Origin of the sequence: Streptomyces sp. NPDC006544, from assembly GCF_040611715.1 — a bacterium.
Taxonomy (GTDB): Bacteria; Actinomycetota; Actinomycetes; order Streptomycetales; family Streptomycetaceae; genus Streptomyces.
Map to the genome: position 1 here is coordinate 63,053 of NZ_JBEXOV010000009.1, position 14,661 is coordinate 77,713.

Annotated in this window: 16 protein-coding genes, 1 tRNA gene and 1 riboswitch; of the genes, 7 read left to right on the forward strand and 10 right to left on the reverse strand. The window is 72.2% G+C overall.

All coding sequences use genetic code 11. The features are described 5' to 3' along the window. The first annotated feature begins 60 nt into the window (after window positions 1-60). Both ABZY44_RS06900 and ABZY44_RS06905 read left to right on the forward strand, forming a co-directional pair. The gene (locus tag ABZY44_RS06900) at window positions 61-1,689 is read left to right on the forward strand and encodes a N,N-dimethylformamidase beta subunit family domain-containing protein (protein ID WP_356650690.1); all 1,629 of its coding nucleotides are present in this window, start codon (window positions 61-63) and stop codon (window positions 1,687-1,689) included. 135 nt (window positions 1,690-1,824) lie between these two features. Further along, window positions 1,825-2,214, forward strand: a complete 390-nt coding sequence (locus ABZY44_RS06905) for a VOC family protein (protein ID WP_356650692.1) — start codon at window positions 1,825-1,827, stop codon at window positions 2,212-2,214. Between the two features lie 78 nt (window positions 2,215-2,292). On the opposite strand, the gene ABZY44_RS06910 is transcribed toward ABZY44_RS06905, so the two are convergent. The 3 genes from ABZY44_RS06910 to ABZY44_RS06920 are packed head-to-tail and all read right to left on the reverse strand — an operon-like array spanning window position 2,293 to window position 5,164. After that, a complete protein-coding gene (locus ABZY44_RS06910; RefSeq protein WP_356650694.1) occupies window positions 2,293-3,093 on the reverse strand; it encodes an ABC transporter ATP-binding protein in 801 nt (266 codons plus the stop codon). Beyond that, window positions 3,090-4,175, reverse strand: a complete 1,086-nt coding sequence (locus tag ABZY44_RS06915; protein ID WP_356650696.1) for an iron ABC transporter permease — start codon at window positions 4,173-4,175, stop codon at window positions 3,090-3,092. The genes ABZY44_RS06910 and ABZY44_RS06915 overlap by 4 nt, the downstream gene beginning before the upstream one ends. Continuing rightward, a complete protein-coding gene (locus tag ABZY44_RS06920; protein WP_356650698.1) occupies window positions 4,172-5,164 on the reverse strand; it encodes an ABC transporter substrate-binding protein in 993 nt (330 codons plus the stop codon). The genes ABZY44_RS06915 and ABZY44_RS06920 overlap by 4 nt, the downstream gene beginning before the upstream one ends. A 35-nt stretch (window positions 5,165-5,199) precedes the next feature. Further along, window positions 5,200-5,339, reverse strand: a riboswitch (cobalamin riboswitch). A 217-nt stretch (window positions 5,340-5,556) separates the two neighbouring features. Here ABZY44_RS06920 and ABZY44_RS06925 point away from each other — a divergent pair. Beyond that, window positions 5,557-6,408 carry a hypothetical protein gene (locus tag ABZY44_RS06925; protein WP_356650700.1) on the forward strand — a complete coding sequence of 284 codons (852 nt, stop codon included), beginning with the start codon at window positions 5,557-5,559 and terminating at the stop codon, window positions 6,406-6,408. Window positions 6,409-6,433: 25 nt separating this feature from the next. Here the strand turns inward: ABZY44_RS06925 and ABZY44_RS06930 are convergent, their stop codons facing one another. The 5 genes from ABZY44_RS06930 to ABZY44_RS06950 all read right to left on the reverse strand — a co-directional run bounded on the left by ABZY44_RS06930 (window position 6,434) and on the right by ABZY44_RS06950 (window position 8,480). Continuing rightward, window positions 6,434-6,886 carry a GNAT family N-acetyltransferase gene (locus tag ABZY44_RS06930; protein WP_356650702.1) on the reverse strand — a complete coding sequence of 151 codons (453 nt, stop codon included), beginning with the start codon at window positions 6,884-6,886 and terminating at the stop codon, window positions 6,434-6,436. A gap of 409 nt (window positions 6,887-7,295) precedes the next feature. Next, entirely contained in the window at window positions 7,296-7,649 is a 354-nt protein-coding gene (locus tag ABZY44_RS06935) for a hypothetical protein (protein WP_356650704.1), read from the reverse strand. Continuing rightward, window positions 7,636-7,872: a hypothetical protein gene (locus ABZY44_RS06940; protein WP_356650706.1), complete on the reverse strand. Its 237-nt coding sequence runs from the start codon at window positions 7,870-7,872 to the stop codon at window positions 7,636-7,638. The genes ABZY44_RS06935 and ABZY44_RS06940 overlap by 14 nt, the downstream gene beginning before the upstream one ends. Before the next feature lie 216 nt (window positions 7,873-8,088). After that, a tRNA-Trp gene (locus ABZY44_RS06945) sits at window positions 8,089-8,165 on the reverse strand. A gap of 54 nt (window positions 8,166-8,219) precedes the next feature. After that, the gene (locus ABZY44_RS06950; RefSeq protein ID WP_356650708.1) at window positions 8,220-8,480 is read right to left on the reverse strand and encodes a hypothetical protein; all 261 of its coding nucleotides are present in this window, start codon (window positions 8,478-8,480) and stop codon (window positions 8,220-8,222) included. Between ABZY44_RS06950 and ABZY44_RS06955 the strand changes: the two genes are divergently transcribed. From ABZY44_RS06955 to ABZY44_RS06970, 4 genes are all read left to right on the forward strand, one after another. Further along, on the forward strand, window positions 8,472-8,930 hold the full coding sequence (locus ABZY44_RS06955; protein ID WP_356650710.1) for a PPOX class F420-dependent oxidoreductase: 459 nt from the start codon (window positions 8,472-8,474) through the stop codon (window positions 8,928-8,930). The two genes, ABZY44_RS06950 and ABZY44_RS06955, sit on opposite strands and share 9 nt — an antisense overlap. Window positions 8,931-9,189: 259 nt before the next feature. After that, window positions 9,190-10,521, forward strand: coding sequence for a glycoside hydrolase family 18 protein (locus ABZY44_RS06960; RefSeq protein WP_356650712.1), 1,332 nt, complete (start codon window positions 9,190-9,192; stop codon window positions 10,519-10,521). A gap of 48 nt (window positions 10,522-10,569) precedes the next feature. Continuing rightward, window positions 10,570-11,850 (forward strand): serpin family protein, encoded by a 1,281-nt coding sequence (locus tag ABZY44_RS06965; protein WP_356650714.1) that lies wholly within the window; start codon window positions 10,570-10,572, stop codon window positions 11,848-11,850. Beyond that, the gene (locus ABZY44_RS06970; protein ID WP_356650716.1) at window positions 11,847-12,746 is read left to right on the forward strand and encodes an aldo/keto reductase; all 900 of its coding nucleotides are present in this window, start codon (window positions 11,847-11,849) and stop codon (window positions 12,744-12,746) included. Before ABZY44_RS06965 ends, ABZY44_RS06970 begins: the two co-directional genes overlap by 4 nt. A 126-nt stretch (window positions 12,747-12,872) precedes the next feature. Here the strand turns inward: ABZY44_RS06970 and ABZY44_RS06975 are convergent, their stop codons facing one another. Further along, window positions 12,873-13,895, reverse strand: coding sequence for a sugar kinase (locus ABZY44_RS06975; RefSeq protein ID WP_356650718.1), 1,023 nt, complete (start codon window positions 13,893-13,895; stop codon window positions 12,873-12,875). Then, window positions 13,892-14,611, reverse strand: a complete 720-nt coding sequence (locus ABZY44_RS06980; RefSeq protein ID WP_356650720.1) for a bifunctional 4-hydroxy-2-oxoglutarate aldolase/2-dehydro-3-deoxy-phosphogluconate aldolase — start codon at window positions 14,609-14,611, stop codon at window positions 13,892-13,894. Before ABZY44_RS06980 ends, ABZY44_RS06975 begins: the two co-directional genes overlap by 4 nt. Window positions 14,612-14,661: the final 50 nt, after the last annotated feature.

Sequence of the window (14,661 nt, forward strand, 5' to 3'; positions counted from 1 at the left end):
GCCCGGCGCGGGGGCAGGGCGGTAGATGCACAGGCCATGGGGTGACATAACGTGCACTCCATGGATCAGGAGCACATTACCGGGGACGGCGAAGGCGCGGGCAGGAGGCGGTTCCTCGCCCTGGCGACGGGGGCGGCGGCCACCGCCGCGGGGCTGGCTGCCGTGGCCGGCTGCGCCGACGGGGACACCGGAAAGGCGGACGGGGCGGGTCCGGGCCAGAGCCCGAAGCCGTCCGGCTCGCCGGAGCAGGACGGGCCGCGCGGCTTCGACGTCAAGGCCGAGAACGCCCGGCCGGGACATGCCGACTGGCACGTGGCCAAGGCCGGGCCGGCGCGGGCCATCGAGGGGTTCGCCGACAAGGCCAGCGTCCTGCCCGGCGAGTCCTTCGGCCTGCACGTCTCCACCACCGCGCCCCGGTTCACCGTCTCCGCCTACCGCATGGGCTGGTACGGCGGCGCCCGCGCCCGCCTGGTCTGGCGTTCCGAAGCACTGCCCGGGGTACGCCAGCCCGACCACACCGTGGACGCGGCGACGCGCATGGTCCGCACCCGGTGGACCCGTAGCGCCACCGTCGAGACCAAGGACTGGCCCGAGGGCTGCTACCTGCTGCGGCTCGACGCGCAGGGCGGCGAGGGCCAGCGCTTCGTCCCCGTCACGGTGCGGTCCGCCGCCACGACGGGACGTACGGTCGTCGTCAACGCGGTGGCCACCTGGCAGGCGTACAACCGGTGGGGCGGCTACGGCAGCTACGACGGCCCCAGCGGCGGGTACGCCTCGCGCTCGCTGGCCGTGACCTTCGACCGGCCCTACGAGTACGACGACGGCGCCGGCCTGTTCCTCGTCTACGAGGCTCCGCTGCTCGCGCTCGCCGAGCGGCTCGGCATACCCCTCGCATACGCCACCACCACCGACGTGGCCCGTGAGAAGCGGCTGCTCGAGGGCGCGTCGGCGGTGCTTTCGCTCGGGCACGACGAATACTGGTCGCCGGAGCAGCGCGCCCACTTCACGGCCGCCCGGGACGCCGGCACCAACATCGCGATCCTCGGGGCGAACTGCTGCTACCGCCGGATCCGGCTGGAGGCCTCCGACCTCGGACCGGACCGCACCCTGGTCTGCTACAAGTCCTCCTACGACCAGGACCCCGCCTTCAAACGCGGTCACCCGGCCACGGTCGACTTCCGCTCGCCGCCCGCCGCGGACCCCGAAAGTTCCCTGCTCGGCGTGATCTACGACGGATACCCGGTGGACGCCCCGTACGTCGTGACCAACCCGGGCCACTGGCTCTTCGAAGGCACCGCGGCGAAGGCGGGCGACCGCTTCGCGCACCTCGTCGGCGTGGAATACGACAAGGTCGACACCGGATTCCCGACCCCTCGCCCGCTCGAGATCCTGGCCCACTCCCCCGTGGTCTGCGACGGCCGCCCCAGCCACCAGGACACGGCGTACTACACCGTGCCGAGCGGCGCGGGCGTCTTCGCCACCGGAACCATGCGCTGGGTGGAGGCCCTCGACGCGACGGGCGACGGCAGCAGCGGAGCCCATCACGGGCTGGACGCGCGCTCGGGCGCCCTGACCACCAAGGTGACGGAGAACCTGCTGCGCGTCTTCGCGGCCGGCCCGGCCGGGCGCACGCATCCGGCGCAGGACAACGTGAAGGCCGTCTACGGGAGTCCGGGCGCGGGCTCGTGAGGCCGACCGGGCCACCCTTACGCACTGGACTCCGCCCGTAAGGGGTGTTTAGGATCATGTCGCGGCATCGCGTGTCGGTCACCGACTGGGTGAGACATGGAGGTGCCGGGACATGCCTTTCGGAGGCATCCAACCATGGCGATACAGCTGAACCACACGATCATCCCCTCCCGTGACAACCGGGAGTCCGCCGAGTTCCTGGCCTACGTCCTGGGGCTCGAGGTCGGAGCCCCCTGGGGGCCCTTCATCCCCGTCGACACCGCCAACGGCGTCACCCTGGACTTCGCGACCGTCCCGGCCGAGTCCATCACCGCACAGCACTACGCGTTCCTGGTCTCCGAGGCCGAGTTCGACGAGGCCTTCGCGAAGATCGAACGGGCGAGGCTCACCTACTACGCCGACCCGCACGGCCTGCGTCCCGGCGAGATCAACCACAACGACGGCGGGCGCGGCGTCTACTTCGCGGACCCCTCGGGCCACGGGATGGAACTGATCACCCGCCCGTACGGCGGCTTCAAGGAATAGGCAGGACGGGGCGAGGACGCAGCGGGTGACCGCTGCGTCCTCGGCCCCGGCCCCGCCCCGGCCCCGGCCGCCCCGCCGTCAGTAACCCGGCCGTTTCCCGTCCCGCGGCAGGTAGACGATGTTCGGCGCACCCGTCGTGGGGTGGGGCCCGATGCGGGTGCGGACCCCGTACACCTCGGTCAGCAGGGGTTCCGTCAGTACCTCCGCGGGCGTGCCCGAGGCCGCGACACGGCCGCCCGCCAGGACGTACACGCGGTCGCAGTACAGCGCCGCGAGGTTGAGATCGTGCAGGACCAGGAGGGCGGTGGCGGGCAGGTCGCGGACCAGCCCCAGGATCTCCAACTGGTAGCGGATGTCCAGGTGGTTCGTCGGTTCGTCCAGGGCGAGGAGGACCGGGTCCTGGACGAGGGCGCGGGCCACCAGGGCGCGCTGGCGCTCGCCGCCCGAGAGCTCGTCGAACCGGCGTCCCGCCAGGGCGCCCGCGCCGAGGGTGTCCAGGGCCTCGGCGACGCGACGACCGTCCTCGGGGCCGTCCTGCTCCCAGAAACGCTTGTGCGGGCTCCGCCCCATGGCCACCACTTCGCGCACGGTCAGCCCGAAGGTGCCGGCGGCGTCCTGGGGCACGACCGCCACCCGCCGCGCGCGGTCCTTCACGCTGAGCGAGGCCGCGTCCGCCCCGTCGAGCACCACGCGCCCGCCGCTCGGACGCAGGGCGCCGTACACGCAGCGCAGCAGCGTCGTCTTGCCGCTGCCGTTGGGACCGACCACGCCGATCGTCTCGCCGGGGCGGGCGGTGAGGTCGATCCCGCGCAGCAGCGGCTGCCCGTCGATCTCGTAACGCACCGCCTCGACGGCGAGTTCCACCGGACGGGCCGTCATCCCGCGATCCCCTCGGTTCGGGTGGAGCGGCGCAGCATCCACAGGAAGAACGGCCCGCCGACCAGCGCCGTGACCACGCCGACAGGGATCTCCTCCGGCGCTGCCGCGGTACGGGCGGCCAGGTCGGCCAGGGTCAGGAACACCGCGCCGCCGAGCGCGGCGACGGGCAGCAGCGACCGGTGCCCGGCGCCGACGACCATCCGTGCGGCGTGCGGGACCATCAGCCCGACGAAGCCGATCGCCCCGCTGGAGGCCACCAGCACCCCGATGACGAGCGAGGCGAGGACGAACACGGCGGCCCGGAACCGGCCGGTGTCCAGGCCGAGCGTGTGCGCGCCCTCCTCCCCCGCGAGCAGCAGGTCGAGCGGCCGGGCCAGGGCGATGAGCAGGCCGGTGCCGACGAGCAGTGCGGCGGCGGGCAGGGCCAGTTCTTCCCAGCGGGCCCCGCCGAGGCCGCCCAGCGTCCAGAACAGCACGCTGCGCATCTGGTCGGGATGTGCGGCCAGCACCAGGACCAGGCTCGTCAGGGCGGAGAGGACGTACTGGACGGCGACTCCGGCGAGGATCAGCCGGCCCGTGGTCATCGCCCCACCGCGCCGGGCCATCGCGTGGACGGCGACGAGCGCGCCCGTCGACCCGGCGAAGGCGGCGAGCGGCAGGGCGGCCCCGCCCGCGAATCCGAGGACCCCGGCGCCGAAGACGATCACCAGCACCGCGCCGGCCGAGGCCCCGGAGGAGGCTCCGAGCAGGAAGGGGTCGGCGAGCGGGTTGCGGACGAGTGCCTGCAGCACGGTGCCGGAGACGGCGAGCCCGGCGCCGACGACGGCCCCGAGCAGCACGCGCGGCATCCGGACGTCCCACACGATGGCCGCGTAAGCTCCTCGGCCCGGTCCCGGTCCCGCCCCCGGTCCTGGCCCCTGGCCCGCGCCCGGTCCGCCGAGCACGATGTCGAGCACCTGGCCCGGGGGGATCCGGACCGGCCCCAGGGCCAGCCCGGCCACGGCCGACACCACCAGTGCGGCGGCGAGCACGGCCAGGACGACCGGCGTACGGGTGAGCGCGCGGGCGAGCCGGCGCCTCACGCGGCGTCGGGGTGCAGCTGGGCACCCAGGGATTCGACGGCGCCGGCCACGCGCACGCCGAGTACGGCGGAGGACAGCGGGAGCACGACGAACCGCCGGTTCTTGACGGCGGGAACCTGCGCGAGCGCCGGGTCGTTCAGCAGGCGCTGCTTCTTCGCTTCGACGGTGGTGCCGCCGTAGTCGTAGATGAGGACGACCTCGGGCTTCCGCTCGATGACCTTTTCCCACGACACGTCACCGAAGGTGTCCTGGAGGTCGGCGAACACGTTCGTCCCGCCCGCCAGCGAGACGATCTCGTTGCCGATGCCGTTTCCTCCCGAGGTGAAGGCGGAGGCATCGCCGGAGTCGTAGGCGAAGACCGTCGGCCTGGCCTTGTCCTTCACCCGTCCGGTGACGGCGTCGATGCGGCGCTGCTCCTGCGCGATGAGCTCCTCGCCGCGCTCGGGCACTCCGAAGGTCCGGGCCACCTCGGTGATCTCGGTCTTGAGCTGGTCCAGCCCGACGGGCCCTTCGGTGCAGTACTCCACGCTGAGGCGTGAGTTGATCCCGCTCTCGGCGAGCACCTGGCGGTCCCGGCCCTGCGCCTTGTCGAAGGCGCTGGAGTAACCCCCGTACACGAAATCGGGGTTGGCGCCGAGGAGGACTTCCTTGGAGGGATATTCCTTCGCCAGCACCTTGATCTTGTCGTACGCGGGCCGGTAGTCGGGCAGTACGGCGTCGTCGAGGTAGGCGGTCCCGGCCATCTTCTCCTCGAGCCCGAGGGCGAGGAGGAGCTCGGTGGCGTGCTGGTTCATCGCCACCGCGCGCCGCGGCGGCGCCTGGTAGGTGCTGCTGACACCGCAGTTGGTGACGGTGTACGGATACCCGGGTGCGGCGGGCGCCCCGGCCGCCGCGTCCTCCGCTCCGGGCGATCCTCCGCAGGCGGTCACGGACATCAGGAACGAGACGGGCACGAGCGCGCGCAGGAGGGCGCGGGGGTACGACGACATGACGAAGCCTCTCCGGGGGATCCGCGTCCCCTGGTCGAACGGAAAAGGCGGTGCGTCAGTGTCTGACTCCCGGATCCCCCGCGGGGGAGGTCCGGTCACAGTGGCGGGACCGCACCGGATTCGCACCGGTTTCCTGTCCTGCACCGCCTGAAGAGCTCATCCCAGTCTGCCAGACGGACGATCATCACCGGCCGGGAAGTCGCGTACCCGTTCTGCTGGCCGCCGCCGGCCCGTGGGCCTTCATTCGTGATGCGAGTGCAACTCCGTTACCACAAAGGCGGCTTCATCAGGCCGATACGTCCAACTGCTCGCGCCGGGGCCGCCCTCGAACCTCTCGGCACGGGGCTTCCCCGGGCGTAGGATGCGTCACGTCGCCTATCCCGGAGCAGCCGATGGCGTGCAACCCCCCGGCCCTCGATGTGCAGTCGGTCGCCGAGCTCTACTCGCAACTCTCCGGCGTGCTCGCTGGATTCGCGCTCACGGCGGTCTTCATCGTCATTTCCCACTATCTCGGCGAGGGCGTGCCGACGGGCCGACGGCAAGAGGCGCTCGACCAAGCCCTTCCCGCGCTCCTCGCGGCCCTGCTCGGGCTGATCTTCAGCTCGCTCACCTACTGCGCCGTCGCGGCCGATGGGGACAACCACGGCCGGGCGCTGTTCGAGCACGTCGTGGCCGGCGTCGGTTTCGCCGTCGCCGCGGCACTGCTCGTCCTGGCCACCGTCCTGCTCGTCGAGGGCGTCCTGCCCTACGACCCCGTCCACTACGCGCGGCGCCTCCTCGGGCAGTGCGCGCCCCTGCCGATCTTCGCGCTCCTGTCGAACGGCGCGTACGCCTACGGCAAGGCGTACAACGACGGGAAGGCCCCCGGCTGGCTGGGCGCCCTCATCGTCCTGCTGCTGTCCTTGGTGCTCGCCGCTTCCGTCCTGGGCTACGCGGCGTACGGCCGTCCCCGTCTGGACAGGATCCGCGTGACCGGTGGCGGGGTCACCCGGACGATCGCGGTGAGCGGACTGTCGATCGTGACCGTGTGCCTGCTGAGCGTCGTGACCACCATGGGCATCACCGGCACGGGCTGCTCCGTGCCCGTCGGTGCCGTCGTCGCCGCCCTGCTCGTCGGGTTCCTCGCCGCCCTCGGCCTGTCCATCTGGCTCTTCGTCACCCGCCCGGTCCGCCCCCCGGACCCGGCCCCGGCTCCCCCACAGACACCAGCGCCGACACCAGCACCTGGGCCTGGGCCTGCGTGATGCCGTGATGCCGTGATGGCCGTGATCAACGCCCCTGGAGCGCGACCCGGTAGAAGACCTTTCCGTCGTGGGGCACCGCACCCAGCGCCTCGTAGAACCCGAGAGCCGGCGGGTTGTCGGTGTCGGCCGTCCACTCGACCCGCGAGCAACCGGCCGCGACCGCCTCGTTCTTGAGGCCCGCCATGAGCGCTCCGGCCACGCCACGGCGACGGGCGGACTCCCGGACGTAGAGCTCCTTGAGGAACAGGGAGGTCCCGGCGCCGGACGCCGGCCACAGGAAGGTGTACGAGGCGAAGCCCAGGACGCCGTCGTCATCGCGGGCCAGGAGGACCGTCGCGGCCGGCCGGTCGCCGAACAGGGCGCGCCGGATCTGTCCGGGGTCGCCGGGAGTCGGCTTCCCGCCGTAATAGGCCGCTATCTCTCCGAGCACCACGGAGATGATGTCCACGTCCCGCTCGGTCGCCTGCTCGATCCGCACTGCTGCCCCTCTCGCCAAAGGGCAGCGCCAACACCCCGCGCAGCGCCCGTACCCACCTCCGACACCGTCCGTGCCTCGGGAACCCTAACCGTCGCCTCCCCCGGACGGTAGGTGATCAATGCAGGCCTGGGCAGGCCGGGCCGTCTGGCGGACACCGCCGCTGCCGGGACCACCGATCGATGCGACGGCCGCCGCGACCCTCCCCCACCCCTCGGTGATGGAGCCGTCGTGCCGCACCCCGGGGCGGCGAGGCCGCCACATGCGGAATCTTCGCTGTCATATGCCTATCGGCTCTCGGATCCGCGTGCCTATGGTGTGGCTCCGGAACCTCCCGGGCGCATCTCCCTCCCGGCTCCCCACGGGAGGGTTGCCGCGCGTCCGGGCCCGCGCGGGCCCGGACGGGGGCGGATCATCCCGGGCCGTGCACCGTCTGGAGGTGTCCGGTCTTGCCCACCGTGAGGACGACCCGCTCGGTCTTGCCCAGCGCCGCCAGGACCAGCCACACGACGCCCCAGAGCAGGCAGGTGAGGAAGGTCAGAAGGGCGTGCAGGACGTGATTGACCTCCTTGTCGCGCCTGAGCACAGCCTGCGACGGGGACCGTGACTCGACTTGCCAGCCGTTGGCGACGTACTGATTCACCGCCCAGTCGAGGATGACCGTCCGGCGTTCGTCGTCCAGCGGCCCGCAGGCCGGCGAGAAGAGCAGTTCGGGGGGCGGTCCCGAAGGCGGCCCCCAGCGCTGCCACCTGTCAAGCTTGCGCATCGGCCTCGCCTCCCCATTCGTCGGGTCCGCCGCCCACCCAGCGGACCGGCCCGTCCTCGGACAGGTCGACGCCCTCGAGGCCGGCGCGGCGCAGGAACTCGCTGACGTCCGCCGACGAGAAGGCGCGGCCGAGGTCCGCGTCCACGCCTAGCACGTGCGCGGAAACCTTCCGCCCGCCCTTCGGCGATACGGGATGGATGACGATCTCCGCCTCATCGGCCATACGTCCAGGGTGCGACGAGCCGGTCACTCCAGCACGCCGGGGGCCGGATCCGGCCAGCGGAACGAGGGCAGACAGCTGATCGGCCAGGCCGCGCAGGGCCGCGCGTCCGGGGCGGACCGGCGCCCCGGACGACCGCCGATCGATGTCGGAAAACAGCGATGCCCAGATGAGAGGAAGGCTCTCACCTGGGCGTTCTACAGATGTGGCTGTTCGACGTGGCAGGGGTGGCAGGAGTCGAACCTGCGGCATCTGGTTTTGGAGACCAGCGCTCTGACCAGCTGAGCTACACCCCTTCGGCGAGACCAACCATGTCACGGCGAGCGCCGAAGATCCACTGAATTCGGGGGTCAGTCGCGGGGAAATTCTTCGCGAATCAGGGCTCCGGAGGAACGGATCCAGTTGACGAGCGGACCTTCCCCGCTGGTCAGGGCGATATCGAGGGCGCTCGGTCCGTCACAGCCGATCCAGCGGATGTCCGTATCTTGAGACATGCGATATCGAGCAGTGGACAGTTGGGTGGGGGCGGGCGCCGGGTTCGAGCAGTCGGACCACTCCCGGTCGGCCGGAATGCCCGGGCGTACAAGGGAGTTGAGCAGGTCATGAATCAAGGCCCGGCACCCCGCTCCCTGTCCGACGACGCCCTCTCCGAACTGCTGAGCGCTCAGCAGTTCGGCATCCTCGCCACCAACAAGAGCAGTGGCCATCCTCATCTCACCACCATGCTCTACGCCTGGGACGCCGGCGCGCGCATCGTGCGGTTCTCCACCACCGCCGACCGCATCAAGGTCAGGCAACTCCGCCGTGACCCGCGCGCGGCCGTGCACGTCCAGGGCGGCGACGTGTGGTCGTTCGCCGTCGCCGAGGGCGAGGCCGACGTATCCGGGATCACGACCACACCGGGGGACGCTGTCGGGCGTGAGCTGCTCGCGATGGTGCCCCGGGCCGCGAGGCCGCAGGACGAGGACGCGTTCTTGGAGCAGCTGGTCGCCGAGCGCCGGGTGGTCATCCGGCTGAAGGTGTCCCGGCTGTACGGGACGGCACTCGACATCAACGGCTGAGGAGCCCTCTCACATGGCGGGCCGACGGGTAGGCGTCCGGTTCGGCACGTCCCGTTCGGCGCGCGGGAAGGAGCCGGGTGGCGACCGGGGGCAGGCTGATCCGGCGACCGAGCAAGGGCAAGCGGTCGCCCCCGCCCGGAACGCTCCGTAGCGCGGACCGGCGCCGCCGCCCCCTTGACCGAGCCTGGTCCAGACCAATAGTTTCCGCATGCACAGCGCACGCGCCCCGGCACCACTCACCGCATCCGTAAGGAAGCCCATGCGCCGCAGCATGCTCGGCAGGCTGGCCGTTGCCGCCTGCTCCCTCTCCCTGCTGACCGCCTTCGCTCCCGCCCACGAGGACTCCGGGCGCGAGGACTCCGGGCACGACCGCTCGTACAAGAAGGTCGGCTACTTCACCCAGTGGGGCGTCTACGGACGGGACTTCCAGGTCCAGGATCTGGAGAAGAACGGCAGCGCGAGCAAGCTCACGCACATCAACTACGCCTTCGGCAACATCGGTTCGGACGGGAAGTGCTTCACCGGGAACGTTCCCGGTGAAGCCGACGCGTGGGCCGACTACGTCCGTCCGCTGGACGCGGAGAACTCCGTGGACGGTGTCGCCGACGACTGGGTGCAGCCGCTCGCCGGCAACTTCAACCAGCTGCGCGAGCTGAAGGCCAAGCACCCAGGCCTCAAGGTGTTGCTCTCGCTGGGTGGTTGGAGCTGGTCCACGCACTTCTCCGACGCCGCACTCACCCCGGCCTCGCGCAAGGCGCTCGTCGCGTCCTGCATCGACCTGTACATCAAGGGAAATCTCCCGCAGGACGGCAGTCGCGGCGGCGCGGGTGCGGCTGCCGGGATCTTCGACGGGTTCGACATCGACTGGGAATGGCCCGGCTCGGCAGGTGACACCGACACCCCCTACCGTCCCGAGGACAAGAAGAATTTCGCGGCCCTGGTGAGCGAGTTCCGCACGCAGCTCGACGCCTACGCCCGGGGCCAGAAGCGCAAGTCCACGTACGAGCTGTCCGCCTTCGTCCCGACCGCCCCCGCCAAGATCGACGCGGGCTTCGACGTCCGCCGGATCATGCGCGACCTCGACTTCGTCACCCTCCAGGGGTACGACTTCCACGTCTCCGGAGAGCCGAAGACGTCTCAGCAGTCCGCGCTGCACGCCCGGGGCGACTTCAGTGTCGAGGGCACGGTGGAGGCCTGGGAGCGCCGCGGCGCGCCCGCCCACAAACTGGTGATGGGCATGCCGTTCTACGGGCAGGGCTGGACCGGCGTGAGCGGCGGCGGGGACGGCATGGGGCAGCCCGCGACGGGTCCGGCTCCGGCCGCGTGGGCGTCCGGGTACGCCGACTACAAGGAGTTGAAGCAGCTTGCGGGCAACGGGAGCTACCAACTCTTCCGCGACCGGCGCAATGGCCACGCCTGGCTGTTCGACGGCTCCACGCTCTGGACCTACGACGACCCGCAGGTGCTGCGCGCCAAGACCCGCTACATCCGTGAAGAGGGCCTCGGCGGCGCGATGTTCTGGTCCCTGGACGCGGACACCGCCGACGGCGAGCTGTTGACGGCCGTCGATCAGGGTCTGCGCGGCCACTGACCACAAACGGATCGTCCCGGCGGCGCTCCCACACGTACGCTCGCCCGCATGAAGAACTCGACGGTACGGGCCGTCAACGCGCTCACCACCCGCTGGGCCGGGCACGCGGTGGCGGAAGGCGCCGGCACCGTGTTCACGGCCGCCGGTGTCTGGCCGCTGCTGGCCCTCCTGGCCGACGGCGCCGACGGACCGGCCCGCGCCGAACTCTCACAGGCCCTCGGCATACCCGCCCCTGCGGCCGCCGAGGCCGCCCGTGAACTGCTGGCCGCACTGGGCGGCGTACGCGGCCTGAGCGCGGCCACGGGCCTGTGGGCGCGGCAGGACCTCCCGCTGGAGCAGACCTGGACGGCGCGACTCCCGGCCGGTACCCGAGGCGCCCTGAACGGCGACGGCGACACCGACCGCAAAGCCCTGGACGCCTGGGTCGCCGACCGCACCGGCGGGTTGATCGAGAGGATGCCGGTCCACCTCGACCAGGAAACCCTCCTCGTGCTCGCCTCCGCGCTGGCATTGCGCCTGCGCTGGATCCGGCCCTTCCACTCGTTCCCCACCCTGCCCGACGCGGGCCCCTGGGCCGATCGCCCGCTGCTCGGTCTGTACCGCAGCACGTCCATCCTGGACCGGGTCCGCGTCGCACACGCGCCGACCGGTCCGGTGACCCTGCTGGAAGTGGTGGGCGACGGCGGCGTGGACGTGCACCTGGTCCTGGGCGAGCCGCAGGCCCCGCCGGGCCAGACCCTTCAGGCCGGCGTCGCGGCCGTCACCCGGGCCATCGCCTCGACGGGCGCGAGCATGCTCCCCGAGGGGAACCCGGGACCGGGTCTGCACATCGGCACGATGGGCTCACCGGAACGCCAACACTGCCTGGACATCGAGACGGTGGCTTTCGCCGTGAGCGCGGAGCACGATCTCCTCTCCCCCGCCGAGCCGTTCGGCCTGGCGAGCGCCTCGGACAAGCGGACCGGGCACTTCCCCGGCATCAGCAGCGCGGACCTGGCCGTCGGGACGGCCCGGCAGTCGGCCGTGGCCCGCTTCCACGCGGAGGGCTTCGAGGCCGCCGCGGTGACGGCCGTGTCCGCGGCCGGGGCCGGCGGCGCCCCCCGCACGCGGTTCCGCGTCCGCCACGCCCAGGTGGCCTTTCTCCGCCCGTTCGGCTTCCTCGCGGTCCACCGTTCCTCCCGGCTGGTGCTCGCCGCGGGCTGGGTGACGGAACCCACCGCCCACGTCGAGGAGGAATACACGGAAGAGGAGAAGTACGCCGAGGAGAAGTACGCGGACGAGAACTACGCCGAGGACGGCTTCCGGGAGCCCGCTACCCTCACCGGATGACTTACGGGATGACTTCCTCCGACCGGATCACCGCCGCCGACTCCGGCAGCTGGCAGCTCGGTGACCTCACCGTCCGCCGCATCGGCTTCGGCGCGATGCGGCTCACGCACCTCGCCGACGGCTCCCCCAGCGACCGGGACCGGGTGACCGGGGTGCTGAGGCGGGCCGTCGAGCTCGGGGTCAACCACATCGACACCGCCGCGTTCTACTTCTCCGCGACCCGCTCCGCCAACGAGCTCGTCAACCGGGCCCTCGCCCCCTACGCCGACGACCTGGTCATCACCACCAAGGTCGGTCCGGGCCGCGATCCGTCCGGGGAGTGGTGGTGGGCCACGCCCGGGCAGCTGCGCGGGCAGGTCGAGGAGAACCTGCGCCAGTTGGGCCGCGACCACCTGGACGTCGTCAACCTGCGCGTCCCGCGTCAGGCGGAGACCGGTTCGATAGCCGAGCACTTCGGGGCACTCGCCGAGCTGCGCACCGCCGGTCTGATCCGTCATCTGGGCGTGTCCAACGTACGGCCGGACCACCTCGCCGAGGCCCGTGCCATCGCGCCCGTGGTGTGCGTGCAGAACGCCTACGGGATCGGCTCCCCGGCCGAGGAGCACGCCTTCCTCGACGCGTGCGGCGAGCAGGGCATCGCCTTCGTGCCGTTCTTCGCGATCGCGGGCGCGGGAAGGGAAGCCGGAGCGGTCGCGGAGGACGGCGAGACCGTACGCGAACTCGCCCTGGTCCACGGCGTGTCACCGGCCCAGCTGCGCCTCGCGTGGACGCTGAGCCGGGGATCGCACGTACTGGCCATCCCGGGCACCGGCAACCCTGGTCACCTGGTCGAGAACGTCGCCGCCGGCGCGCTGCGGCTGTCGGCCGAGGAGATCGCACGGCTCGAAGCGGCGTAGACCGGCGGTACGGAGCGCGCGCCGTCCTCGGGCAGGGCGACACCGCACCCTTGGCGCCGGGCCCGGACCCCGGCCTGGGACCGGGTCACCGTGGCGGCGGCCGGACCGCCGCACCCGTCCCTCCGCTCACGCCCTCACCTCTCCGGCGCCGGGGGCGTCGGCCCGGTGTGCGGCGGCCAGGGCCGCCGTCTCGGTGAAGGCGGGCACACATCCGGTGCCCCCTCGGCCGGACACGGAGAGGGAGGCGGCCGCCACGCCGTAGGCCACGGCGTCCGCGAGGGTGTCGCCCAAGGCGAGCCGGGCGGTGGCCGTGCCGGTGAAACAGTCACCGGCTCCGGTCGCATCGACCGGGTCCGGATTGGCGGGGACCGGGTGGTACGTCACGCCCGCGCCCTCGTCCACGAGCAGCCGGTCGGAGCCCGCCGTCACCACGACCGTACGGGCGCCCAGTGCCCGGTAGCGGACCGCGGCCTCGACCGGGTCGGTGGTGTCGACCATGGCCAGCGCGTCCGCCGGGCATGACGTCTTCAGCAGCCCGGTCAGCGGGGCGATGCGGGCGAGCAGGGCGCGGGCCTCGCTCCGACCGGTGAGCCGGGAGCGGAAGTTGGGGTCGTAGGAGAGGTGTCCGCCGGCCGCGTGCACGGTCCCGGCGGCGGCCAGCACGGCGTCACGGCTGCTCGACGACAGGGCGCCGGTGATCCCGCTGGTGATGAGGGCCTTGCATCCGGTGAGCAACTCCCCCCAGGAGTCGACGTGTTCGATGGAAAGGGTGGAACCGGCGCTGCCGGTGCGCCAGTACACGAACGCGCGGTCGCCCTCGGTGTCGGCGCACAAAAGATAGGCGCCGTTGGGACGCGGGGACCGGCGTACGTGGGAGACGTCCACACCGAGTCCGGCGGCGCGGGCCAGCAGCGGAGCGCTCAGCTCGTCGTCGCCCACGACGGCGAGCAGGGCGGTGCGGGCTCCGGCGGCGACGGCCGCGGCCGCGGCGTTGAGGGCGTCCCCGGAGTAGGAGATGCGGGCGGGCGTACCGTCGGCGGCGTCACGCAGGGCGGTCTCGGCGTGGATCTCGACGAGCACCTCCCCGAGGACGAGGACGTCGTACCCCTCGGGGGCGGGGGACAGGGCGGGCGGCGCGATCCGGGTCACGGCCGGCGCTCCTCGCCGGTACCGGCGACCGCGCCGGCGCTCAGGCCCGCACCCGCACCGGTGCCCGTACGCGCGCATGCCCCGCAGCAGGGCCCCGCCAGACCGGCGAAGACGGCCGCCAGTTCAACCGGGTCGGCCGGCAGGCCGTTGCCTATGCCGACGGCTGCGGCGCCGGCGGCGAGCCACTCGCGCACCTCACCCGGTCCGATGCCACCGGTCGGGACGATCAGGGCGTCGGGGAGGACGGCCTTGAGCGAGCGGATGAACCGCGGGCCGCCGACATGCGCGGGGAAGACCTTCGCGGCGCCCGAGGAGCGGACGGCGGAGGCGATCTCACCGGGTGTGAAGCCCCCTTCGATGAAGACGGCCCCGCGCTCCGACGCCACGGCGCGCACCTCCGGAGCGGGGTAGGGGGAGACGAGGAAGGCGGCGCCCGCGTCGAGGGCGGCCCTCGCGTCCTCGGCGGTGGTGACGGTGCCGAGGCCGATGAGGGCGGGACGGCCGTGCGCGTCGGAGAGCGGCGCCGTGCGGGCGACGGCCCCGGCCCATCCGGGGGTGGAGGTGGTGAGTTCGACCACGCGGCAACCGGCGGCGAGCAGGGCGGTGGTGTGGCGGACGGCCTCGTCGGCATCGGCGTCGCGAAGGACCGGCAGCAGGCGCTGCGCGGTGATGGCCGCGTACGGGTGACAGGACAAGGAGCCCTCCAATTGTTCCACGTAATGGAACTTGGTATCGTGTAACGGAACTTCCCTCGCAGACCCTACCC